Below are 21,828 nucleotides of genomic sequence, written 5' to 3'. Positions count from 1 at the left end.
GCGGCTATTGTGAGCGCTTCAAGAGTTTGGTGAGATCTTCTACCACGTCCGGTGCCAAAGTGCGAATCCGTTTGGACAATTCGTTGGCGAACAGGGTGTATTCCGGAGGAAGACCTGCCGTGTCCACTACCACACGCGGGTCTGACGCATCGGCAAGGCGAAACAGGTCTTCGGCCTCGTCCCAGATGATGTTGAAATAGCCTGCGATGCGCTGGAGAAGCTCGAAGGTCGGGCGTCCGCGGCGTCCGTGTTCGAGTGCCGACAGATAGGCCGGCGTCACCCCGATCGCCTGGGCGAGCGCGCGCTGGGTCACGCCCTTGCGCCGCCGCAGCTCGCGCATCGCCTCGCCAAAGGGCGTCACAACCCTGCCCTTTCGCCACGCGACAGCCGTACGTAAAGCGCGCCCTCGCCGCCATGATGACGTGCTGCCCATTCATAGGACGAGATCAGAAAGCGGAATTCGGCCTTGGAAAACCACAGGGGCACGGCACGGCGCAAGGCACCGTCGCTTCCCATGGAACTGCCCTTGCCGGTAATGACGAGCACGTGGCGGAGGCCGCGCTCATGTGCCCGGTAAATGAAATCGAGCAGCAGATCATGCGCTTCGGACTGGAACATGCCGTGCAGGTCGAGTCGCGCATCGATCGACAGCTTGCCTTTCGCCAACTTGCGCTGCGTCGGCCGTTCCAGAGGATGATGAAGACCGCTCGCCTTCCTTGTGGCCGGCATCTGTTCCGGAGCCTGCCTTGCAGCAACTTCCTTCGGTGGCGGCGCAGACTGAACCTTGGCGAGGCTCTCAGCCTCCTCAACCTCGAATTCCAACAGGTCGCGCTTTCGGTCGGCAAAGGCGCGGGTGGACCTGGCAACCTTGCCCCACAGAATCCTTTCTTCCGGATTGAGTTTTCGCCCGCCGCTCATGGTCCGTACCCGCGCCCTGCCGCCTTGGGCATCAGCAGAAAGAACTCCGCCTCGTTCCTGACCGTGCCCGCCAGTTCGCCGGCTTCATATCCCGAGCCGGTAAAGATATCGCCGCGGCTCGGGCCGACGATGGCAGATCCCGTATCGAGAGCAAGCATCAGCCGTGAAAACGGCGCGCCGCCATCAAGATGTGTCAGCGTCTGAGAATGGACGAAAAACGGATAGCCGAATGTGTGGATCAGGCGGTCGACCGCGAGAGAGCGGCCGGCGACCAGCGGCACCTTTGCAGCCGCCACCGGGCCAAGGTTTTCGTCCGAAACATCGGCATCGCGGAAGAAGATATAGGACCGGTTATGCCAAAGGACCTCATCAACCTTAGCCGGATTCTCAGCAAGCCATTTGCGGATGGACTGCATCGAGATATTTTCCCGTGCGATTTCGCCCCGGTCGATCAAAAGCTTGCCGATGGGTGAAAACGGATGACCTGCCTTGGCGGCATAGGTGATCCTGCGGATGGTTCCGTCAGGATAGCGAAGCCTTGCGGCGCCTTGGACATGGGTGAAAAAGACGTCCACTTTCGAACGCGCCCAGGCGATTTCCAGCCCTTGTCCGGCGAGATAACCCTCGTCGATCGCCCGCCGATCGGGATAGGCCTCTATCCCTGACGGCCCGCTTCGGCCAAACATGTAGCCGGAGTCCAAATCCGCCGGCCGGTTGCCGTCGTCTAGATCGATCAGGTCATCCGGCCGGAAATAGAAAGGGTGCGCAAAGGTAGCATCCGGCTTTGCGGCAACATCGACTTCCGGCTCGTAAAAGGCGGTGACCATGCTCTGGCCGCCATCCGTCCTGACAATCCGGAACGGCGTGCAACTTACCTCGAAAAAGGCGCGGGCCTCCTCCGCGGTGGTTGGCGCGCTCGCTTCTGCTTGCTCCAGAAGCGCCTGGAGATCTTCGGACGAGAGGCCCAGTGCTCCAGTCTTATAGGGTTTCACATCGCGGATATGGACAAGACATCGCGACATCGCCGCAAAGAGCGGGCGCGGATCGTCATTCTCCCAACCCGGAAGATCGCCAAAGGATACTTGATGCAGGCGGCAACCGGGCGACGAAGGGGTCATTGTTCGGATTCGGTGGCGATCAGTTTCCAGTTCGGATCCTTCGAGCGGACATCGCGCGCAAAGGTCCAGATGTCGGTCACTTCGGCTACCGTTTCCTGGTCACCGTCGATCAGCTTGCCGGCCTTGTCGAAGGTGGCGGAAATCAGCTGGCTGACGATACGAACGGTAACCTGCGCCTCGGACTGCTTGAGCCCGGCCTGGGTGATCGCTGCCTTGTCGATGCCGACGAAAGTGGACTTGACCACCTCGCCCCGCGTTTCACGCTCGCGGATGGCGGCCTCGAATCCGTCGAACACTTCCTTGGACAGAAGGCCCTTCAGCGTCTTGCGATCGCCATCGGCAAAAGCCATCACGATCATTTCATAAGCCATCTTGGCGCCGTTCAAGAATTCCTTCGGGTTGAAGGAGGCGTCGGACCTGATCAACGCCTTCAGCGATTCGTTGAGATCGCTGCCCGGCTGAGCCATGGCGTCGGCATCGGCAAAACGCGGGTCGTCTTCCGGGGTATCGCGACGCGGCAGGGTCACGACCTTTCCGTCATCCGTTGCCGGCACGGGGCTTTTAGCCACATCCCGCGGGCTATAGGAATCGAATGGCGGTTTCTCGTTTCCCGTCCGCCGGCCCAGAACACTGCGCAGTTGCAGAAAAATCAGGACAGCGGCGACAAGGAAAAAGAGTGTAATGAAGTCGTTGGAGCCCATCTTAACCCGCGGTTACCGTTTAAAAGTTGAATGCTCTTCATCATATAGTCTGCATTAAGGCATCTTCAAATAGAGAAGGTGTGAGACCGAGAAGCTGCCCCGTTCATCGATGATTGGATCATGCGCCCGATTTTTGCTCTTGTCATATTGCTCGCCTGGCCGCTGGCCGAAATTGCCGGCTTCGTTCTCGTCGGCAGCGTGATCGGCGTCGGATGGACGCTGGCCCTCGTCATTCTCACCAGTCTGCTCGGTGCCTTCCTGATGCGCAGCCAGGGCCTTCATCTTTTGAGGACACTTTCCCAGCAAAGCCAGCAGGGGCAGGTGCCACCGAGTTCCCTGATCGATGGCGCGATGATCGTGGTGGCTGGAATATTGTTGCTTCTGCCCGGTTTCCTGACCGATCTCATCGGCCTCGCGCTATTCGTCCCATTCGTCCGGCGTTTTCTCTGGACGATCATCGGCCGGCGCATCGTGATAATCGGCTCGGCCAGTCGCACCGGTCGCCGGCGCGGCCCGGACAATGGGTCGGAACCACCGAAAGGCTCATCCGGCGGCGCAGACAAGGTCGTGGATCTCGATGAAGGCGAGTTTCACCGGACGTCCAACGGCAAGCCATCCTCACCCTGGTCGAAAGGGATCGATCGAGATCGCGACTGACGTGCAAGACCATACGGGTTGTAAGCGAATAGGCGAGATGTTAGACGGCCTCAACGCACAAGTCCTGAGGATATTCCATGGCAGACGAAAACACGCAGTCGGCGAGCCCTTCGATCAACATTCTCGCCCAATATACCAAGGACCTTTCCTTCGAAAATCCGGGTGCACCGCGCTCTTTGCAGGCGCGTGACAAGGCTCCGAACATCAATATCGGTGTCAACGTCAACGCCAACCCGCTGTCCGAAAACGATTTCGACGTCGTTCTGTCGTTGAACGCCGAAGCCAAGGATGGCGACAAGGTGGTTTTCGCCACCGAGCTCGTCTATGGTGGCGTGTTCCGCATCACCGGTTTCCCGCAGGAACACATGCTGCCAGTTCTGTTCATCGAATGCCCGCGCCTGCTGTTCCCGTTCGCGCGCCAGATCGTCGCAGACGTGACCCGCAATGGCGGCTTCCCGCCGCTGATGATCGACCCGATCGATTTCGCGCAGATGTTTTCTCAGCGCATGGCCGAGGAACAGACCCGCGCCCAGGTTCAGCCGCTCAACAGCTGACAAGACGAAAAAAGCCCCGCCTAAACCGCGGGGCTTTTTCTTGTTCTCTACCGATGGCGGGCTGATCAAGCCCCTTCGGTTCAGCCGTCTTCGGGCCTGTATTTCTGCCAGATTGCCTTGCCCTTCATCGAGGCAAGCATCGCCGCATGGGCAGCCCGATCATCCTCCTTCAGTCGGCTCGGCAATGCCCGCGGCCGAATGTGGCTGCTGACAACCACATCCTCTTCCGCTTCGGTTTCAACGACAGCCTGCTCTGTGCCAACCAGGCCCAATGCGGCCTGACGGCCGCCATTCATCTCGATATAGACTTCCGCGAGAAGCTCGGAGTCGAGAAGCGCGCCGTGCTTGGTACGGTGTGCGTTGTCGATGCCGTAGCGGCGGCAGAGCGCATCGAGGGAATTCGGGCCCATCGGATGCTTGCGGCGGGCCAAAGCCAGCGTATCGACCACATGCTCGGCGGATACCGGCGGCAGACCCAACCGGTCAAACTCCGCATTGATGAAGCCCATGTCGAAGTTGGCGTTATGCGCCACCCACTTCGCCCCGTCGAAAAAATCTATGATCTCCTGGGCAACCGCAGCAAATGGCGGTTTGTCCTTGAGGAATTCCTCGGTGATGCCGTGCACAGCCAAGGCGTCCGGATGAATCTTGCGGTCGCCAGGATTGATATAGAGATGCAGCGTCCTGCCGGTGGGGAAATGGTTCACCAGTTCCACACCACCGATTTCGATCACCCTGTCCTGCTTAGATTCAAGACCGGTGGTTTCCGTATCGAAAATGATTTCACGCATTTCTCTCGCTCCGTAGTCCCGACCGCAGAAGGCCGATAATCTCTTCCACCCGCTGCTTTGCCGCTTCGAGGCCGTGGCCGGTGTCGATCAGGAAATCTGCGCGGGCCCGCTTTTGCGAATCAGGCATCTGGCGATCGAGGATCAGCCGGAATTTTTCCTCGCTCATGCCCGGCCTGGCAAGAACACGCTGCCTCTGTATCTGTGGATCGCAGGTCACGACGACAATAGTGTCCACGCGATCCTCGCTCCCGGTCTCGAAAAGCAGCGGTATGTCGAGAACGACAATATCGGCGCCCGCGGCACGCTGCGCCGCGATGAACCGTCTCTCGCGCTCGCGGACCAGAGGATGGACGATGGATTCCAAGAGCTTGAAACCACCCGGTCGATCGACAAGCTGGCGCGACAGTTCGGCGCGATCGATTTCGCCGTCTCGGACCGTTCCCGGAAAGGCTGAGCCGACCGGCTCAACCGCATCGGTCCGGTAGAGATCGTGCACAACGGCATCGGAATCATTGACCGGTATGCCGAGCGCCTTGAACATGCCGGCCGTGGTCGACTTGCCCATGCCTATGGAGCCGGTCAGACCAATCAGGATCATGGCTCTACCTTGATATCGTCGACGATAAGCTGACGTAGCGTTTCATCGACCTCGGGGCGCGTGCCGAACCATTTTTCAAACCCAGGAACGGCCTGATGCAAAAGCATTCCCAAACCGTCGGCGGTTGCATAACCCTGCTCCCGTGCCTGTCTGAGGATCGGCGTCTCCAGCGGCACATAGACGATATCCGTCACCAGTGCGCCTGTGGCCATTTCCGAGAAATCGATGTCGATCGATTCAAGCCCGTCCATGCCGAGCGAGGTTGTGTTGATGAACAGGCCGGCGCCCTGCACGACCTCGGCCAGCGCGGGTAGACCATGGGCGTGGATGCTCTTGCCGAACCGGTCTGCCAGTTCCCTCGCACGCGGCATGGTGCGATTGACGATATGAATCTCTTTCACACCGCGGTCGCGAACCGACTGGACGACTGCCCGGCTTGCACCGCCGGCACCAAGGATGACCGCCCGATCCGCCTTGTCCCAGCCGGGAACCTGATGGTCGAGATTGGACACGAAGCCGTAGCCATCCGTGTTGGTGGCGTAAATCCTTCCATCCTCGCGCCATAGCGTGTTGGCTGCGCCAATTTCGCTGGCCAGTTCGTCGAGATGGTCGGCGAGAAGGCAGGCGGCCTCCTTGTGGGGGATCGTGACATTTCCGCCGACAAAACCCGAAGTGCCTTCCTTCAGGGATGTGATGAAGCATGCGAAATCCTCGGGCGTCACGGCAACGGGATCGTAGCTTCCCTGAAGCCCATAGTGTTTCAGCCAATAACCATGAATGATCGGCGAACGGGAATGCTTGATCGGCCAGCCGGTCACGAAGGCTGCCGGGGCATTTATACGGTGAGAGTCAGGCATCGATCGCTCGCAGATTACGCAGTTCCGCCAGGAGAGGCAGCATGGGCAGGCCGAGGATTGTAAAATAATCCCCGTCGATGGACGAGAACAGCTGGATGCCCTCCCCTTCCAGCTGGTAGGCACCGACGCTGGTCAAGGCCTTGTCGCCGACGCGATCGAGATAGCGTTCGACAAAATCCTCATTGAAGACGCGGGCAGTCAACAGCGCATGGGACACATGTTCCCAGATAATCTGTCCATCGCGGGCGATGACCACCGCGCTGTTCAGGCGATGGGTACGTCCGGAGAGCGACATCAGCGTATCCTTCGCGCCTGCCCTGTCCGCCGCCTTGTGATAGACCCGATCGCCGAGCGACATCGTCTGGTCTGAACCGATGACGAGTGCAGACGGAAAGTGGCGAGAGACATCCAGCGCCTTGGCACCGGCCAGCACGATAGCCACCTTATCGGGGCTTCTTTCCTCTATCGAAGCTTCGATTGTCCGCTCGTCGATTTCGGCCGCCTGCCATTCGAATTTCAGGCCGGCGTTTTCCATGAGCATGCGCCTAAACGGGCTGGACGAGGCAAGAACAAGGGACACGTCGGCTACCATCTCCAGATTGTGATGATGATCCGCTTATCTGAGCCTTGGACGCAGCGCAAGAATCGCCGCTGCCGTCTCCTCGATGGAGCGCCTTGATACATCGATGATCGGCCAGTTGTTACGGGCACATAGCGATCTCGCGTATTTCAATTCCTCGTTGATGCTGGCCCGGTCCGTATAGGTATTGCGATCGAGGCCCTGGGAGCTGCCGAGCTCGCGGTTTTCGCGTACCTGGGAAATGCGATCGGTGGTGGCGATCAGGCCGACGATCAGCGGACGGGTTGCGAGATAAAGCGAAGCAGGCAATTCGACCCCGGGTACGATCGGGATATTCGCAGTCTTGATACCACGATTGGCGAGATAGATGCTGGTGGGCGTCTTGGATGTGCGACTGATCCCGATCAGCACCACGTCGGCTTCGTCGTAGGTTTCCGGCATCTGGCCATCGTCGTGATCCATGGCGAAGTTCAGCGCCTCGATGCGGGCAAAATATTCTTCGTTCAGCGCATGCTGGGCACCGACGCGACGGCGTGACGGCGCGCCGAGGAAGGCCTGAAACAGCGTGATCACGGGTTCAAGGACGCTGACACAGGGAACCCCCATTTCACGGCAGCGCAAATCGATCAGCGACGCAAGATCCTGATCGACAATGGTGTAGAGGACGATGCCGGGTTCGGCATCGATCGCGTCCAGCACCTTTGCCAACTGTTTGCGGTTTCTGATCAGCGGATACACATGTTCGAGGGCATAGCTGTTCTGAAACTGTGCCGCCGCGGCCCTGCCGGCCGAGATCAAGGTCTCCCCTGTCGAGTCAGAAACCAGGTGCAAGTGGAAGAAATTTTTCCGGTTCTCCACGCTATTCTTTACCGTCTGTTGATAAGTCGGGACAGGCGACCGGAGTTCCGTCCGCCGGGGATCGGGCCTTGGAAAACTGCCGAGTTCTCCACAGCGAGCATTTGATCAGATTGCTGAACGAGCCGGATGTGATTTGCGTGGATAAAGATCATGGCGTCCAAAGTTATCCACATGTTGTTCATCAAAAATCGTTGATCGACCTCTCGCCTATGAGGCTGAATTCAAAAGGAAAATTCGATCCTCAAAGCATAATCCCCGCTCTGCTCTGGAGATTATGCGATCACATCCACGAAGCGCAACGGCGACTGGTTAATCTGTGAACCGACTTTAATCCTTGATACCCACCGAGTCTAAGAAATAGAAACCTTTTAGAAATTAGATTTTTTATATGAGGGATCGATATTGGTAGCCATGCGACGCAAGATCGTTGAGGTGCTCGAGGGCAAGACGATAACGCCGCCACCTCTCTGGCTCATGAGGCAGGCAGGACGTTACCTGCCGGAATACAGGGCAACGCGCGCAGAGGCAGGCGGTTTCCTCGATCTCTGTTACAGGCCTGATCTGGCAGTCGAGGTTACGCTCCAGCCGATCAGGCGTTACGGTTTCGATGCGGCCATCCTGTTTTCGGATATTCTGGTCATACCGGATGCACTGAAGCGGAATGTGCGTTTTACGCCCGGCGAAGGGCCTCAGATGGACCCGATCGACGCGGCGGGTATCCGAGCCTTGAAAAACGATGGCGCGCTGAAGCATCTGTCACCGGTCATAGAGACGGTTCGGCGCTTGAGAGATGAACTCCCTCCGGAAACGGCGCTGCTCGGCTTCTGCGGGGCGCCCTGGACGGTAGCAACCTATATGATTGCCGGTCATGGCACACCGGATCAGGCGCCTGCACGTCTGTTCGGCTATCGCGATCGGGCAACACTTGAATATCTGCTGGCTTTTCTTGCAGAAATCTCCGCCGAATATCTGATCGCCCAGATCGACGCCGGTGCCGATGCGGTGCAGATCTTCGATTCGTGGGCAGGCGTGCTCGGAGAGGAGGAGTTCGAAGACTTCGCGATCAAGCCGGTTGCCAGGATGATCGAGATCGTCCGCAGCCAGCGGCCTCAGGCGCGTATCATCGCCTTTGCCAAGGGCGCGGGGATGAACCTGCGCCATTATCGGCAGAAGACCGGCGCGGATGCGATCGGGCTCGACTGGAGCGTGCCTCTGTCCTTTGCGGTCGAGCTGCAGAAGGAAGGCCCGGTTCAGGGTAATCTCGATCCGATGCGGGTTGTGGCGGGCGGCCGGGCTTTGACCGATGGCATCGATGCGATCCTTCAGGCTCTCGGTCACGGTCCGCTGATCTTCAACCTCGGCCACGGCATCACGCCGGAGGCGGATCCGGAGAATGTTGCAGCTCTTGTCAGGCGCGTCAGGGGGCAGGCCGATGTCACCGCATGACGGATCGGGGCCAAAGGATGCCGGCGCGAAGGCGAAGACGCGGGCTTTCATTGCGCTTGCGGTATTCCTGCTGATCCTTGGGGGCACCTATGTGCTTCAGCCGGACGATTTCTTCCTCTACGTGAAGGCGTTTCACGTGATTGCGGTGATGTCCTGGATGGCGGGGCTGCTGTATCTGCCGCGACTGTTCATCTATCACACCGATGCGGAGATAGGATCGGACCGGTCGGAAACCTTCAAGATGATGGAACGGCGGCTCCTGAAGGTGATCATGAACCCCGCCATGATGGTCAGCTGGGTTCTGGGGCTCTATCTCGCGTGGGACATCTACGGTTTCCAAGGCGGTTGGCTGCATCTCAAGATTGCTATGGTGGTGGGGCTGACAGCGGTGCATATGTTCTTCAGCCGTGCAGTCCGCGATTTTGCCGCAGACCGCCCGCGCGGGGCGGCAAGCTATTGGAGAATATGGAACGAGGTGCCGACGATCCTGATGATTGTCATCGTCATCCTCGTCATCGTGAAGCCGTTCTGAGAGGTATTGCGCTTTTTATTCAGATGCCCCTTGCGGGCTGATTGGGGAATCGCTATTTTCTCGCCACCTCCATCTCGTGGCATGCGTGTAACCTGTCGTTGTCCCCGGATATGTCTCCGCGGTAGCGAACTTCTCACCCACACGCCCATCTTTCCCTTTATTTTTCTTAAGTGGTCTCCCCTTCATGGCTGAAATGAAGCTTCAAGAACTCAAGAGCAAATCTCCGACTGATTTGCTGACCTTCGCAGAGTCGCTGGAGGTCGAAAACGCCAGCACGATGCGCAAGCAGGAGCTGATGTTTGCAATCCTGAAGGTTCTGGCAAGTCAGGATGTGGAGATCATTGGCGAGGGCGTCGTCGAAGTTCTGCAGGACGGTTTCGGCTTCCTTCGTTCGGCCAACGCGAACTACCTTCCGGGCCCGGACGACATCTATATTTCTCCCTCGCAGATCCGCCGCTTCTCGCTGAAGACCGGCGACACGGTGGAAGGTCCGATCCGCGGCCCGAAGGAAGGCGAACGCTATTTCGCCCTGCTCAAGGTCAATACGATCAATTTCGACGATCCGGAGAAGATCCGGCACAAGGTTCATTTCGACAATCTGACGCCGCTTTATCCGAACGAGCGCTTCAAGATGGAACTCGACATCCCGACGTCGAAGGATCTGTCTGCCCGCGTGATCGACCTGGTGGCGCCGCTCGGCAAGGGTCAGCGCGGTCTGATCGTTGCGCCTCCTCGCACGGGTAAGACCGTGCTGTTGCAGAATATCGCCCATTCGATCACGGCGAACCATCCGGAATGCTATCTGATCGTGCTTTTGATCGACGAACGCCCGGAAGAAGTGACGGACATGCAGCGCTCGGTGAAGGGCGAAGTGGTTTCCTCGACCTTCGACGAACCCGCAGTGCGTCACGTGCAGGTCGCTGAGATGGTGATCGAGAAGGCAAAGCGCCTTGTCGAGCATGGGCGTGATGTCGTTATCCTTCTCGACTCGATCACCCGTCTCGGTCGCGCCTATAACACGGTCGTTCCGTCTTCCGGCAAGGTTCTGACCGGTGGTGTGGATGCGAATGCGCTGCAGCGGCCGAAGCGTTTCTTCGGTGCCGCGCGCAATATTGAAGAGGGCGGTTCGCTGACGATCATCGCGACGGCACTCATCGATACCGGCAGCCGCATGGACGAAGTCATCTTCGAAGAGTTCAAGGGTACCGGCAACTCCGAAATCGTGCTCGACCGCAAGGTTGCCGACAAGCGCATCTTCCCGGCGATGGACATTCTCAAATCCGGCACGCGTAAGGAAGACCTGCTTGTTCCGCGCCAGGATCTGCAGAAGATCTTCGTGCTCCGCCGTATTCTGGCACCGATGGGCACGACCGACGCAATCGAATTCCTCATCGACAAGTTGAAGCAGACCAAGAACAATGGTGACTTCTTCGACTCGATGAATACGTAATCCTTAGCCGGATTCACGATCTATCTATCAAGGCGCTCGATTCTTCGGGCGCCTTTTGTCTTTTGGATATCGAGGCCACAGCATCATGACGCAGGGAACAATCTTTGCATTGTCGAGCGGACAAGTTCCGGCTGGAATTGCCGTCATACGAGTGAGTGGCCCTGCGACTGCCGCCGCACTGACAGCGCTCGTCGGTGGCGTGCCATCTGCACGCACAGCATCACTGAGAAAGATTCGGAGCCGTAACGGTGATCTCCTGGACGAAGGGTTGGTCCTTTATTTTTCCGCTCCCAATTCTTTTACTGGAGAGGATTGCGCGGAGTTACAGGTTCACGGCAGCCGGGCGGTGGTCAACGCCATAGGCCAGAGCCTTCTCAAACTAGGCCTTCGGCAGGCTGAGGCCGGAGAATTCTCACGGCGCGCCTTCGAAAATGGCCGTTTGGATCTTGTGGAGGTAGAGGGTCTCGCAGATCTCGTATCGGCCGAGACTGAAATGCAGCGAAAGCTGGCACTTCAGATCGGCTTCGGCGTCGTATCCCAGCGATACACGGGCTGGGCAGATCGCCTGACTTATGCGCGGGCCATGATCGAAGCCGAGCTGGACTTTGCCGATGAGGAGGATGCTCCCTCGTCGGCGATGGACCTTGTGTCGGTCGATCTTGAGGTCCTTGCATCGGAAATGGCGCAGGCGGCACGTGCGACGGCATCTGCAGAGATCATACGCAACGGCTTCAAGGTGGCGATCATCGGCGCGCCGAACGCCGGCAAGTCAAGCCTGATGAATGCGATGGCTGAGCGGGATGTTGCGATCGTGACCGATATTGCCGGCACAACCCGCGACGTGCTTTCGGTAGACCTCGATATGGAAGGCTATTTGATCCGGCTCTACGATACAGCCGGCATTCGCGACGCCGATGACATCGTCGAGCGAGAGGGAATTCGCCGCGCCCGCAATGCCGCAGCCAATGCCGATCTCGTATTGCATCTGACCGCGTTGGATTCGCTGGCAGAACGATATGAAGATATCGCCGTACCGACGCTCAGGATTGGCACCAAAGCTGACCTTTTCCAGGCGGCCGCGGATTTCTATCTGTGCATATCGTGCGTCACCCTTGCGGGACTGGATGAATTGCGGGAGGTGATTGTCTCGCATGCGAGGTCGGCGGCAGTAAACGCGGATCTCGGCGGCAAGGAACGTCACATCACTTATATAAGTTCGGCTTCCAAATTTCTCCAAGATGCACTAGAGGAACCTCGACTGGAGTTGAAGGCAGATGCGCTGCGCGCCGCCGGAAACGAACTGGGCAGAATTACCGGCCGTGTTGATGTTGAGGATCTGCTGGATGTGATCTTCTCCAAATTCTGTATCGGCAAATGATTCACGTGAAACACGCGAGGTTTCCATGAGTGACATGACCTTCGATGTCGTTGTTGTTGGCGGTGGCCACGCGGGATGCGAGGCGGCAAGTGCTGCTGCGCGTGCGGGCGCGTCCGTCGCATTGGTCACGCACCGACGAGACACGATCGGAGTCATGTCCTGCAACCCCGCAATCGGCGGTCTGGGCAAAGGTCATCTCGTTCGCGAGATCGACGCACTGGATGGATTGATGGGACGCGTTGCGGACGCTGCCGGTATCCAGTTCAGGCTGTTAAATCGCAAGAAGGGTCCCGCTGTTCGCGGGCCTCGCACCCAGGCCGACCGACGCCTCTATCGCGAAGCAATGCAGCGCGAAATCGGGGAGCATGCTGGACTTATCGTTGTCGAAGGCGATGCCTTCGATATAGAGATCGACAAGGGCAATGAGCTCACGGGTATCGTTTTAGCGGATGGACGGCGTATTAGCTGTCGTTCCGTCGTGTTGGCGACAGGTACCTTCCTTCGCGGTCTGATTCATATCGGTGACCAGAAGACCCCTGCCGGGCGGACTGGCGAGGCACCATCCTTGGGTCTTTCCGGAACATTGAAGCGCTTTGGGCTTGCCCTTGGTCGCCTGAAAACGGGAACGCCGGCGCGGCTCAACGGCAAGACGATCGACTGGGCATCAATCGGTAGCCAAGAGGCGGATGATATCCCCTCCCCGTTTTCATTCATGACCGACCGCATCACCAACCGGCAGATCGCCTGTGGCGTAACGCGGACCACGTCCAGGACGCATCAGATCATCGCCGACAACATCCATCGCTCGGCGATGTATTCCGGGCAGATCGAGGGTGTCGGGCCTCGTTACTGCCCATCGATCGAGGACAAGATTGTCCGGTTCGGTGAACGCGATGGCCATCAGATCTTCCTGGAGCCGGAAGGGCTCGATGATCCTACAGTCTACCCGAACGGCATATCGACTTCGCTTCCTGCGGAGATCCAGGAAGAATTCATACGGACCATTCCCGGCCTGGAGCGGGTCGAGATCTTCCACCCGGGCTATGCGATCGAGTATGACCATGTTGATCCGCGCGAGTTGCAGCCTTGGCTGGAAACTCGAGCCATCAGGGGGCTGTATCTCGTCGGCCAGATCAACGGTACAACGGGCTATGAGGAGGCCGGCGCACAGGGCCTGGTTGGTGGCCTCAATGCAGCTCGGCGCGCTCAGGGTCTTGAGCCGCATATCTTTAGCCGCACCGACTCCTATATCGGCGTAATGATTGACGACTTGATCAGCCGTGGCGTGACTGAGCCCTATCGAATGTTCACGTCGCGTGCCGAATTCAGGCTTTCGCTGCGGGCCGACAACGCCGATATGCGGCTGACGGAACTCGGTCAGTCGCTTGGAATCGTCGGCGGCGCGCGGGCGGAGAAATTTGGTCGTTTCCGGCAGGACATGGAAGAGGGCCGCCTGCTTTTGCGCTCGCTGTCGCTGACGCCGAACGAAGCGGAACGACACGGGCTGAAACTAAACAAGGATGGTCAGCGCCGGAGCGCTTACGAGCTGTTGTCCTATCCGGACACATTCATCGCGGGATTGCGCGACGTATGGCCGGAACTTGCGTGCTTGTCGCCCGCGGTGGGCGACGCGCTCGAGATCGAGGCGGGATATGCTGTCTATATGGATCGGCAGTCCAACGATATCCGCTCGGCCCAGAGAGATGAGGCGCTTACCATCCCAGAGAGCTTCGACTTCATGACCATATCGGGCCTGTCGAATGAGCTTAAGCAGAAACTGGTGCGACTGAAGCCGAGGACGATTGCACAAGCGGCGAAGATTGAGGGTATGACGCCGGCGGCTGTCACGCTCCTGCTTGCATTGGTGCGCAAGTCGGCAAGAGTCTTGAGTGAGGCATCGTAGAGCGAATGAGCATGCAGAACGTTTCACGTGAAACGCGCGAGCGCCTTGACATATTTGCCGCGCTTTTCATGAAATGGGCAAAGGCAATCAATCTGGTTGCGCCTTCTACGAAGGAGGATGTCTGGAGCAGGCATATCTGGGATAGTGCGCAGATCTTCAATCTGGCGCCCCAAGCTGCCACCTGGGTGGATCTCGGTTCCGGCGGTGGTTTTCCCGGAGTGATCACCGCGATCATGATGGCGGAACTCGGAGATGGCTGGGTGCATCTGGTTGAGAGCAATCAGAAAAAGGCGTCTTTTCTTCGCGTCGCTCTCTCCTCCACGGGTGCGCGGGGGTCGATTCATTCGATCAGAGCCGAGGATGCGCCAGCCGTTATTCCTGAATGCGACTACGTTTCTGCGCGGGCGCTTGCTGATCTCGATAAGCTTTTGGGTTATGCGTCGCCCTGGATGATTGGCCGGTCGTCAACCGCTTTCTTTCACAAAGGCCGGGATTACCAGAAGGAATTGTCGAAAGCGCATAGCGGTTGGGATTTCGATTTGGTAAAACACCAGAGTTCAATTCAGGCGGATTCGGTTATTCTTGAGATCGGAAATCTCCGAAGGAGAATGCCGTAGGATCGGGTGCAATATGCTTGGCAAACGTCGGATCATTACAATAGCAAATCAGAAGGGTGGCGTTGGCAAGACGACGACCGCCATCAATCTCGCGACGGCGCTGGCCGCTATTGGCGAGCGGGTGCTGATCGTTGATCTCGATCCGCAGGGTAATGCGAGTACTGGTCTCGGTATCGATCGACGTGACCGCAAGATCTCCTCCTACGACATTCTTGTCGATGCGGCCTCTGTGAGGGAGGCGGCGGTCGAGACGGCGGTTCCTAATCTTTCGATCGTGCCATCGACCATGGATTTGTTGGGATTCGAGATGGAGATCTCGCAATCTCAGGACAGGGCCTATCGACTGAAAAAGGCGCTTGTAACTGATGGTGCTGGGGATTTCAGCTATATCCTGCTTGATTGCCCACCCTCGTTTAACCTGTTGACGATGAATGCGATGGCGGCTGCCGATTCCGTGCTGGTGCCGTTGCAGTGCGAATTCTTTGCGCTCGAAGGCTTGAGCCAGCTGCTCGAAACGGTCGATCAGGTGCGCCGTACGGTCAATCCACAACTGGATATCCAGGGTATCGTCCTGACGATGTTCGACGCGCGCAACAACCTTGCACAGCAGGTGGTCAGTGATGTCAGGACCTATCTCGGAGAGAAGGTCTATCAAACGCTGATCCCGCGCAATGTGCGCGTGTCGGAGGCGCCATCATATGGTAAGCCGGCTATCCTTTATGATCTGAAATGTGCCGGCAGCCAAGCCTATCTCCAACTCGCGTCGGAAGTTATCCAGCGGGAACGACAGCGGAAAGTCGCTGCCTAGCAGTGCGCAAACGGGTAGAAGCGTATGAGTGATGATATTTCCAAGCGGCGCCTCGGGCGCGGACTGGCGGCACTGATTGGCGAAATGGACCAGCCGATGCCGGCAAGCGGTAGCGCGTCCACGAATGTAAGCGCCGATCGCCTCGTTCCTATCGAGAACATTACCCGTAATCCGCGGAACCCGCGCCGACATTTCGACGAGAACGAGCTGCAGGATCTGGCAAGCTCGATTCGCCAGCATGGTATCGTGCAGCCGGTCGTGACGCGGCTGCTGGCCGATAATCAATACGAGATCATTGCGGGTGAACGGCGCTGGCGCGCGGCGCAGCTGGCGGGATTGGTGGAAGTTCCGGTTATCGTCCGCAATGTTGACGACCGGACGGCGCTCGAAATCGCCATCGTGGAAAACGTCCAGCGTTCGGATCTCAATCCGCTGGAAGAGGCATTGGGTTACGAGCAGCTGATCGCCGAGCACGGCTATACACAGAACGATCTCGGCGACATTATCGGCAAGAGCCGCAGCCATGTCGCCAACAGCCTGCGCCTGTTGAAACTCCCCTCCCCGGTTCGCGACATGCTGTCGTCGGGAACACTGTCTGCCGGTCATGCCCGCGCCCTCATTCCGACCTCCGATCCGACTGCGCTTGCGAAAGCGGTGGTGGCCAAGGGGATGTCGGTTCGCGACGCGGAACGTCTGGCACAGAACGATATCCGGTCGCAGTCCGAGCCGCAGACCGTTGCCAAGTCTGAAAAGGATTCCGACACGCTGGCTTTGGAGCGCACGCTGACGGATTCGCTTGGGCTTGAGGTCAAGATCAGCCACAAGGGCGGTCCCGGCCAGATCAGGATTTCCTACAAGAGCCTCGATCAGCTTGAAGAAATCTGCCGGTTGCTGGAACGGCGCTGAGACGGGGCTTCGCCCCGATTCCGAAAGAGCGATTATTTCTGCAGGTCCGGCGGGTGTCGTGCAGCTACAGTTATCGGCGTGAAGCCTGAACTGCTGCCGCAAGCAGCGCATGGAAGACGATGCTTGGTTCCAGGCTTTGCCTCTGGCGCGACATCAGAACGGCGGATTGAATTCGTTCGGCTTCACGTGTCACCACGTCCGGGCGCCAGGCGGCGAGCGCCCGTTCCAAGACGGGCTTTCTTTTGAAGTGGATATGGCGGCCGAGCGTCAGCATGACCTGGCCCGCCGGCGTGCGCTTTTCCTCCATCTCGATCTTCATCAGGTCCAGAAGCTGGAACTGCTTCAGGCAGGATTGCAGGATGAGGAAGAGCGGCGTCTTGGATGTGAGGATCTTCTGGAAGGCCCGGTTGAAGGCGGGCAGGTCGCCTGTCAGGATCGCATCCACGGCATCATCGGCGGAGATGTTGCTCGCATCACCGATGATCTCGTCGACGTGGTGCTCCTCGATCCTGCCCATGCCACGGCAATAGAGGGCCAGCTTGCGGATCTCGTTGCGCGAGGCGACGCGGTCGCCGCCTAGCTGATCGATCAGCTGCTTTCTCGCATCATTGGTGATGGTCAGCGATTCCAGCGCCAGTTCGGTATCGATAAGAGCATTGAGCGCCCGCACGTCGTCGGCATAGCAGGGAATGACGGCGACGGATCGCGAGGGCTCGACGATCTTGCGCAAGCCGCTTCCCTTCTTCAGGTCGCCGGCTTCGATCAAAAGCGTGTTGGCGGGCGTGCCTTGCTCCAGGATTGCCTGAACCGCATCGAGAACGGGTTTCTCGTTGTTGACGCCACGCAGCCAGATCAGCTTGTCCCCGCCGAAAAGGCCAAGTGCGTTGACCTCGTCTAGAAGTCTGCCCGGCGATCCCTGCAGGTCCGCGACGTCCAGCTTCAGCAGCGCAAACGGGTCATCAAGCGACACGCCGCTGCGCTTCGCCAGAAGACCGGCGCGCTCCGACACCAGGCCGCGATCCGGCCCGTAGACGACATAGAAGCGATAAAGTTCTGCTCCCTTGTCGAGGAAGCGCTCGAACTCGTGGGACTTTATTTCTGCCATGCAGGTTGCTGGAGCGGCGGCTCCTTGGCCAGTACGATCGCAATGTCGGCGCGAATGAATTCGGCCAGCTCACGCGAGGCGCGGTTTTCGCCATCGCGGATGGCACGAAGCTTGGCGTAGCTCTGGCGGGATACGTCAATCAGGGCAACGCTGGAATGCTCACTACTCTTCAGCACCTTGTCATCGCTGATCCGCTTGATCGTGTAGGAGCCGGTCACCTGAACGCGGCCGGCTACCGGTACGTCCTGATCGACAAGGCCATCGTCATCCAGCACGTTGGATGCGGTGCTGGTCACGTGAAGGGTGACGTCATAGGCGGGCTTCAGAGGCTCGCCAGCGCCGCCTGCAACGAGGAATACGAGCTCGTTGCGGACGACCTGCTCGACGCGACTTGTCGGCTGCGAAAACGAGACGGAGGCCAGCTTCGGCTGCACGCCGCCAGCCTGGGAATAAAGCGGGCGAACCTGGCAGCCGGCCAGGCCGGCGCAGAGCGCAAGCCCGAGCAGGAGTGCGGAACGACGCGGCAGAGATGAGCGGTCAGGCAACAATGTTCACGATCCTCTGTGGGACGACGATGACTTTCTTCGGCGCGCGGCCATCAAGAGCCGCCTTGACTGCATCCAATGCCAAAACCGCAGCTTCGACAGCAGTTTGATCCGCGTCGCGGGCGATTGTCAATTCGGCGCGCTTCTTGCCGTTGATCTGTACCGGCAGTGTGACATCACTCTCGACGACCAATGCCGGATCGAATGTCGGCCACGCGGTCTTCGATACCATCTCGCCATTGCCGAGCACTGCCCAGCATTCCTCAGCGAGATGCGGCGTCATCGGCGCAACGATCTGCACGAGGATTTCCGCGGCATCGCGGACTGCGGCGCGATAGGCGTCATCACCCTTGCCGGCGGCGACATCGGTCAGTGGTGCTGCAAGCGCATTCACAAGCTCATAGATGCGTGCCACGGCCTTGTTGAAGGACAATTTGTCCAGATCAGCCTGGACCGCCTGCAGCGTCTTGTGAGCGAGCTGTGAGATCGCCAGCGCATCGCCTTCCTTCGCTGCTGCCGGTGCAACGGTCTTGAGCTTGTCGGCAGCTTCCGAGATCAGGCGCCAGAGACGCTGGGTGAAGCGGTGGGCACCTTCGACGCCGGCTTCCGACCAGATGACGTCACGGTCCGGCGGGCTGTCGGAGAGAACGAAGAAGCGGGCGGTATCGGCACCATAGGAGGCGATGATATCGTCGGGGTCGACGACGTTCTTCTTCGACTTCGACATCTTCTCGATCGAGCCGATGGTGACTTCCTCGCCGCTCTTCAGCAGCGATGCGACGCGCTTGCCGTCGACTTCCTCGATCCTGATATCGGCCGGAGAGACCCATTCGCCCTTCTGGCCTTCGGCGCCGAGGCGATAGGTCTCGTGCACGACCATGCCCTGGGTAAACAGGCCCTTGAAGGGTTCCTTGACGTCCACATGCCCGGTCTCGCGCATGGCGCGGGTGAAGAAGCGTGAATAGAGCAGGTGCAGGATCGCGTGTTCGATGCCGCCGATATACTGGTCGACCGGCAGCCAGCGGTTGGCAACCTTTGGATCGGTGGGTTCATTCAGCCAGGGGGCCGTGAAGCGGGTGAAATACCAGCTGGAATCGACGAACGTATCCATCGTGTCTGTCTCGCGACGCGCATCATGTCCGCATTGCGGGCAGGAGACATGGCGCCAGGTCGGGTGACGATCGAGCGGATTGCCGGGCAGATCGAAGGTGACATCGTCGGGCAGCTTGACCGGCAGGTCCTTCTTCGGAACAGGCACGACGCCGCACACTTCGCAGTGGATGACCGGGATTGGGCAGCCCCAATAGCGCTGACGGGAGATACCCCAGTCGCGCAGGCGGAAATTGACCTTCAATTCACCCTGGGCCGCATTACCGAGCGTCTGCGCGGCCAGCTTGTCGGCGACGATCTGGAAGGCTTCGTCGGTTGTCTTGCCATCGAGGAAGCGCGAATTGATCATTATGCCGTCATCAACGAAGGCGGTGTCGTCGATCGCAAAGCTTGCTGCGTCGCCATCCTTGGGCATGACAACCGGGATGACCGGAAGGTCGTATTTGCGGGCGAAATCCAGGTCGCGCTGGTCACCGGCCGGGCAGCCGAATATGGCGCCCGTGCCATATTCCATCAGCACGAAGTTTGCGACATACACCGGCAGTTCCCAGGAAGGATCCAGCGGATGCTTCACGCGGATACCGGTGTCGATGCCCTTCTTTTCGGCCGTTTCCAGTGCGGCCAGGGACGTTCCCTGGCGGCGGCATTCCTCGGCGAAGGATTCGATAGCCGGATTCTTTGCCGCCGCTGTCTTGGCCAGCGGGTGATCTGCGGCAATCGCCAGGAAGGAGGCACCAAACAGCGTGTCGGGACGGGTTGTGTAGACGGTCACTTCCGTCTCACCGGCGGGTGCTGTGGAAGAGACGATTTCCCAGCGCAGCGCCATGCCTTCGGAGCGGCCGATCCAGTTCTTCTGCATCAGCCGGACCTTTTCCGGCCACTGATCCAGATGATCGAGTTCGTCCAGCAGATCCTGGCTGAAATCGGTAATCTTGAAGAACCATTGAACCAGCTCGCGCTGTTCGACCAGTGCACCGGAGCGCCAGCCGCGTCCGTCTATGACCTGTTCGTTGGCGAGGACCGTCTGGTCGACCGGGTCCCAGTTGACCTTGGACTGCTTGCGGTAGACCAGCCCCTTTTCCATCATGTCGAGGAAGAGATGCTGCTGCTGCTGATAATATTCGACGTCACAGGTGGCGAATTCACGCGACCAGTCCAGCGACAGGCCCATGGCCTTCAGCTGCTTCTTCATCGACGCGATATTCTGGTAGGTCCAGGATTTCGGATGGGTCTTGTTGTCCCGGGCAGCGTTTTCTGCCGGCATGCCGAAGGCGTCCCAGCCCATCGGATGCAGGACATTGAAGCCGCGGGCGCGCTTGTAGCGGGCGACGACATCACCCATGGCGTAGTTGCGCACATGGCCCATATGGATGCGGCCGGAGGGATAGGGGAACATCTCGAGGACGTAATACTTCTCCCGCGGGTCGGCATTGTCGGTCTCGAAAACCTTCGCCTCGTTCCAGTTCTGCTGCCAACGGGGTTCGGCATCGCGCGGGTTGTAACGTTCAGTCGCCATCTGGATGATATTCCGGGAAATCAGGATAAAGAGTCGGGCAGACCTTCATCATGAATGGCTTCGAGCGTCAAGTTTTTGAGGCCTGACCTGCGGCAAACTTTGATTGGGAATACCCTTGGCAGAGGCTCATATGGGCATTAATCGCTAATCCCACAAGAAATGCGCAAAGGATGCCGGTCATGACCGTCGAAGAACGACTGCAGGACGTCAAGGACAAGATCACCAAGGCCGAGGCCTATGCCAAGCGTGCGGCGGCAAGCGTGACGCTGGTGGCGGTGTCCAAGACCTTCGAGGCTGACGCCATCCGGCCGGTGATCGCGGCCGGGCAGCGGGTCTTCGGCGAGAACCGGGTTCAGGAGAGCCAGAGCAAGTGGCCGGAGCTGAAAGCCGAAACGCCCGGGATCGAACTGCATCTGATCGGACCGCTGCAATCCAACAAGGCGGCCGATGCCATTGCGCTGTTCGATGTGATCGAAACCGTCGATCGCGAGAAGATCGCGCGGGCGCTTGCCGAGGAGATGGGCAAGCAGGGCAAGCGGCCCAAGCTCTATGTCCAAGTCAATACCGGGCTTGAACCCCAGAAGGCGGGGATTGCACCGAAGGAAACGGCGGCCTTCGTCGCCTTCTGCCGGAAAGATCTGGGGCTTACCATAGAAGGATTGATGTGCATTCCGCCGGCGGATGAGAATCCCGGCCCGCATTTCGCTCTGCTTGCGAAGCTCGCCAAGGAATGCGGCGTGGAAAAGCTCTCCATGGGCATGTCCGGCGATTTCGAGACGGCAGTCGAGTTCGGCGCGACGAGCGTGCGCGTCGGCTCGGCGGTTTTCGGAGCGCGCTGATCCCTTCCCCCTTTGTCGGGGTTTCCGCACCGTCCAGCACG

23 protein-coding genes are annotated in these 21,828 nt (G+C 59.0%); 11 read left to right on the top strand and 12 right to left on the bottom strand.

What is annotated here, in order from left to right; all coding sequences use genetic code 11:
* Positions 1-4: 4 nt before the first annotated feature.
* From NCHU2750_RS18845 to NCHU2750_RS18830, 4 genes are read right to left on the bottom strand one after another with little or no spacing between them, the layout of a single operon-like run.
* Positions 5-361 (bottom strand): helix-turn-helix domain-containing protein, encoded by a 357-nt coding sequence (locus NCHU2750_RS18845; protein WP_119942102.1) that lies wholly within the window; start codon positions 359-361, stop codon positions 5-7.
* Positions 358-918, bottom strand: a complete 561-nt coding sequence (locus tag NCHU2750_RS18840) for a Smr/MutS family protein (RefSeq protein WP_119942100.1) — start codon at positions 916-918, stop codon at positions 358-360. Before NCHU2750_RS18840 ends, NCHU2750_RS18845 begins: the two co-directional genes overlap by 4 nt.
* A complete protein-coding gene (gene mltA / locus NCHU2750_RS18835) occupies positions 915-2,036 on the bottom strand; it encodes a murein transglycosylase A (RefSeq protein ID WP_119942098.1) in 1,122 nt (373 codons plus the stop codon). The genes NCHU2750_RS18840 and mltA overlap by 4 nt, the downstream gene beginning before the upstream one ends.
* Positions 2,033-2,737, bottom strand: coding sequence for a Tim44/TimA family putative adaptor protein (locus NCHU2750_RS18830; RefSeq protein ID WP_119942096.1), 705 nt, complete (start codon positions 2,735-2,737; stop codon positions 2,033-2,035). The genes mltA and NCHU2750_RS18830 overlap by 4 nt, the downstream gene beginning before the upstream one ends.
* A 120-nt stretch (positions 2,738-2,857) precedes the next feature.
* Here NCHU2750_RS18830 and NCHU2750_RS18825 point away from each other — a divergent pair, with 120 nt between their 5' ends.
* Both NCHU2750_RS18825 and secB read left to right on the top strand, forming a co-directional pair.
* Positions 2,858-3,394: an FxsA family protein gene (locus NCHU2750_RS18825; protein WP_119942094.1), complete on the top strand. Its 537-nt coding sequence runs from the start codon at positions 2,858-2,860 to the stop codon at positions 3,392-3,394.
* 77 nt (positions 3,395-3,471) lie between these two features.
* The gene (gene secB, locus NCHU2750_RS18820; protein ID WP_119942092.1) at positions 3,472-3,948 is read left to right on the top strand and encodes a protein-export chaperone SecB; all 477 of its coding nucleotides are present in this window, start codon (positions 3,472-3,474) and stop codon (positions 3,946-3,948) included.
* Positions 3,949-4,028: 80 nt separating this feature from the next.
* On the opposite strand, the gene dnaQ is transcribed toward secB, so the two are convergent.
* The 5 genes from dnaQ to NCHU2750_RS18795 all read right to left on the bottom strand — a co-directional run bounded on the left by dnaQ (position 4,029) and on the right by NCHU2750_RS18795 (position 7,632).
* Positions 4,029-4,739 (bottom strand): DNA polymerase III subunit epsilon, encoded by a 711-nt coding sequence (gene dnaQ / locus NCHU2750_RS18815; protein ID WP_119942090.1) that lies wholly within the window; start codon positions 4,737-4,739, stop codon positions 4,029-4,031.
* Positions 4,732-5,337 carry a dephospho-CoA kinase gene (coaE, locus tag NCHU2750_RS18810; RefSeq protein WP_119942088.1) on the bottom strand — a complete coding sequence of 202 codons (606 nt, stop codon included), beginning with the start codon at positions 5,335-5,337 and terminating at the stop codon, positions 4,732-4,734. The genes dnaQ and coaE overlap by 8 nt, the downstream gene beginning before the upstream one ends.
* Positions 5,334-6,194, bottom strand: a complete 861-nt coding sequence (locus NCHU2750_RS18805) for a shikimate dehydrogenase (RefSeq protein WP_119942086.1) — start codon at positions 6,192-6,194, stop codon at positions 5,334-5,336. The genes coaE and NCHU2750_RS18805 overlap by 4 nt, the downstream gene beginning before the upstream one ends.
* Positions 6,187-6,729, bottom strand: coding sequence for a Maf-like protein (locus tag NCHU2750_RS18800; protein WP_349509020.1), 543 nt, complete (start codon positions 6,727-6,729; stop codon positions 6,187-6,189). Before NCHU2750_RS18800 ends, NCHU2750_RS18805 begins: the two co-directional genes overlap by 8 nt.
* A gap of 81 nt (positions 6,730-6,810) precedes the next feature.
* A complete protein-coding gene (locus NCHU2750_RS18795) occupies positions 6,811-7,632 on the bottom strand; it encodes a pyruvate, water dikinase regulatory protein (protein ID WP_119942082.1) in 822 nt (273 codons plus the stop codon).
* Between the two features lie 411 nt (positions 7,633-8,043).
* Between NCHU2750_RS18795 and hemE the strand changes: the two genes are divergently transcribed.
* The 8 genes from hemE to NCHU2750_RS18755 all read left to right on the top strand — a co-directional run bounded on the left by hemE (position 8,044) and on the right by NCHU2750_RS18755 (position 16,672).
* Positions 8,044-9,078 (top strand): uroporphyrinogen decarboxylase, encoded by a 1,035-nt coding sequence (gene hemE / locus NCHU2750_RS18790; RefSeq protein WP_502703804.1) that lies wholly within the window; start codon positions 8,044-8,046, stop codon positions 9,076-9,078.
* Positions 9,065-9,610: a protoporphyrinogen oxidase HemJ gene (gene hemJ / locus NCHU2750_RS18785; protein ID WP_119942078.1), complete on the top strand. Its 546-nt coding sequence runs from the start codon at positions 9,065-9,067 to the stop codon at positions 9,608-9,610. Before hemE ends, hemJ begins: the two co-directional genes overlap by 14 nt.
* 184 nt (positions 9,611-9,794) lie before the next feature.
* A complete protein-coding gene (gene rho, locus NCHU2750_RS18780) occupies positions 9,795-11,060 on the top strand; it encodes a transcription termination factor Rho (protein WP_119942076.1) in 1,266 nt (421 codons plus the stop codon).
* 85 nt (positions 11,061-11,145) lie between these two features.
* On the top strand, positions 11,146-12,438 hold the full coding sequence (gene mnmE / locus NCHU2750_RS18775; protein ID WP_119942074.1) for a tRNA uridine-5-carboxymethylaminomethyl(34) synthesis GTPase MnmE: 1,293 nt from the start codon (positions 11,146-11,148) through the stop codon (positions 12,436-12,438).
* 25 nt (positions 12,439-12,463) lie between these two features.
* Entirely contained in the window at positions 12,464-14,341 is a 1,878-nt protein-coding gene (gene mnmG, locus NCHU2750_RS18770) for a tRNA uridine-5-carboxymethylaminomethyl(34) synthesis enzyme MnmG (RefSeq protein ID WP_119942072.1), read from the top strand.
* Between the two features lie 5 nt (positions 14,342-14,346).
* Positions 14,347-14,958 (top strand): 16S rRNA (guanine(527)-N(7))-methyltransferase RsmG, encoded by a 612-nt coding sequence (rsmG, locus tag NCHU2750_RS18765; RefSeq protein ID WP_119942070.1) that lies wholly within the window; start codon positions 14,347-14,349, stop codon positions 14,956-14,958.
* Positions 14,959-14,971: 13 nt separating this feature from the next.
* Entirely contained in the window at positions 14,972-15,766 is a 795-nt protein-coding gene (locus NCHU2750_RS18760; RefSeq protein WP_119942068.1) for a ParA family protein, read from the top strand.
* Positions 15,767-15,790: 24 nt separating this feature from the next.
* Positions 15,791-16,672, top strand: a complete 882-nt coding sequence (locus NCHU2750_RS18755; protein ID WP_119942066.1) for a ParB/RepB/Spo0J family partition protein — start codon at positions 15,791-15,793, stop codon at positions 16,670-16,672.
* Between the two features lie 70 nt (positions 16,673-16,742).
* Here NCHU2750_RS18755 and holA read toward each other — a convergent pair whose 3' ends face one another.
* From holA to leuS, 3 genes are read right to left on the bottom strand one after another with little or no spacing between them, the layout of a single operon-like run.
* The gene (gene holA, locus NCHU2750_RS18750) at positions 16,743-17,777 is read right to left on the bottom strand and encodes a DNA polymerase III subunit delta (RefSeq protein ID WP_119942064.1); all 1,035 of its coding nucleotides are present in this window, start codon (positions 17,775-17,777) and stop codon (positions 16,743-16,745) included.
* The gene (locus NCHU2750_RS18745; RefSeq protein ID WP_245480285.1) at positions 17,765-18,322 is read right to left on the bottom strand and encodes a hypothetical protein; all 558 of its coding nucleotides are present in this window, start codon (positions 18,320-18,322) and stop codon (positions 17,765-17,767) included. Before NCHU2750_RS18745 ends, holA begins: the two co-directional genes overlap by 13 nt.
* A complete protein-coding gene (leuS, locus tag NCHU2750_RS18740; RefSeq protein WP_119942061.1) occupies positions 18,315-20,948 on the bottom strand; it encodes a leucine--tRNA ligase in 2,634 nt (877 codons plus the stop codon). Before leuS ends, NCHU2750_RS18745 begins: the two co-directional genes overlap by 8 nt.
* Positions 20,949-21,127: 179 nt before the next feature.
* On the opposite strand from leuS, the gene NCHU2750_RS18735 reads away from it, so the two are divergent.
* On the top strand, positions 21,128-21,787 hold the full coding sequence (locus NCHU2750_RS18735) for a YggS family pyridoxal phosphate-dependent enzyme (RefSeq protein ID WP_119943529.1): 660 nt from the start codon (positions 21,128-21,130) through the stop codon (positions 21,785-21,787).
* The last annotated feature ends 41 nt before the right edge of the window (positions 21,788-21,828 follow it).

This window comes from Neorhizobium sp. NCHU2750, from assembly GCF_003597675.1.
In the GTDB taxonomy this organism is placed as follows: domain Bacteria; phylum Pseudomonadota; class Alphaproteobacteria; order Rhizobiales; family Rhizobiaceae; genus Neorhizobium.
The sequence above is the reverse complement of the archived record's forward strand: the minus strand, read 5'-3'. Positions and strand labels throughout refer to the sequence as shown.

What these genes read in the sequence shown, in the direction of transcription:
- NCHU2750_RS18755 (WP_119942066.1), top strand. Translation starts at nt 15,791, where the DNA reads ATGAGTGATGATATTTCCAAGCGGCGCCTCGGGCGCGGACTGGCGGCA.
- NCHU2750_RS18805 (WP_119942086.1), bottom strand. Translation starts at nt 6,194, where the DNA reads ATGCCTGACTCTCACCGTATAAATGCCCCGGCAGCCTTCGTGACCGGC.
- NCHU2750_RS18840 (WP_119942100.1), bottom strand. Translation starts at nt 918, where the DNA reads ATGAGCGGCGGGCGAAAACTCAATCCGGAAGAAAGGATTCTGTGGGGC.
- mltA (WP_119942098.1), bottom strand. Translation starts at nt 2,036, where the DNA reads ATGACCCCTTCGTCGCCCGGTTGCCGCCTGCATCAAGTATCCTTTGGC.
- rho (WP_119942076.1), top strand. Translation starts at nt 9,795, where the DNA reads ATGGCTGAAATGAAGCTTCAAGAACTCAAGAGCAAATCTCCGACTGAT.
- mnmG (WP_119942072.1), top strand. Translation starts at nt 12,464, where the DNA reads ATGAGTGACATGACCTTCGATGTCGTTGTTGTTGGCGGTGGCCACGCG.
- NCHU2750_RS18825 (WP_119942094.1), top strand. Translation starts at nt 2,858, where the DNA reads ATGCGCCCGATTTTTGCTCTTGTCATATTGCTCGCCTGGCCGCTGGCC.
- rsmG (WP_119942070.1), top strand. Translation starts at nt 14,347, where the DNA reads ATGAGCATGCAGAACGTTTCACGTGAAACGCGCGAGCGCCTTGACATA.
- NCHU2750_RS18735 (WP_119943529.1), top strand. Translation starts at nt 21,128, where the DNA reads ATGACCGTCGAAGAACGACTGCAGGACGTCAAGGACAAGATCACCAAG.
- mnmE (WP_119942074.1), top strand. Translation starts at nt 11,146, where the DNA reads ATGACGCAGGGAACAATCTTTGCATTGTCGAGCGGACAAGTTCCGGCT.
- NCHU2750_RS18760 (WP_119942068.1), top strand. Translation starts at nt 14,972, where the DNA reads ATGCTTGGCAAACGTCGGATCATTACAATAGCAAATCAGAAGGGTGGC.
- dnaQ (WP_119942090.1), bottom strand. Translation starts at nt 4,739, where the DNA reads ATGCGTGAAATCATTTTCGATACGGAAACCACCGGTCTTGAATCTAAG.
- holA (WP_119942064.1), bottom strand. Translation starts at nt 17,777, where the DNA reads ATGGCAGAAATAAAGTCCCACGAGTTCGAGCGCTTCCTCGACAAGGGA.
- coaE (WP_119942088.1), bottom strand. Translation starts at nt 5,337, where the DNA reads ATGATCCTGATTGGTCTGACCGGCTCCATAGGCATGGGCAAGTCGACC.
- hemJ (WP_119942078.1), top strand. Translation starts at nt 9,065, where the DNA reads ATGTCACCGCATGACGGATCGGGGCCAAAGGATGCCGGCGCGAAGGCG.
- NCHU2750_RS18800 (WP_349509020.1), bottom strand. Translation starts at nt 6,729, where the DNA reads ATGGAAAACGCCGGCCTGAAATTCGAATGGCAGGCGGCCGAAATCGAC.
- hemE (WP_502703804.1), top strand. Translation starts at nt 8,044, where the DNA reads ATGCGACGCAAGATCGTTGAGGTGCTCGAGGGCAAGACGATAACGCCG.
- leuS (WP_119942061.1), bottom strand. Translation starts at nt 20,948, where the DNA reads ATGGCGACTGAACGTTACAACCCGCGCGATGCCGAACCCCGTTGGCAG.
- NCHU2750_RS18830 (WP_119942096.1), bottom strand. Translation starts at nt 2,737, where the DNA reads ATGGGCTCCAACGACTTCATTACACTCTTTTTCCTTGTCGCCGCTGTC.
- secB (WP_119942092.1), top strand. Translation starts at nt 3,472, where the DNA reads ATGGCAGACGAAAACACGCAGTCGGCGAGCCCTTCGATCAACATTCTC.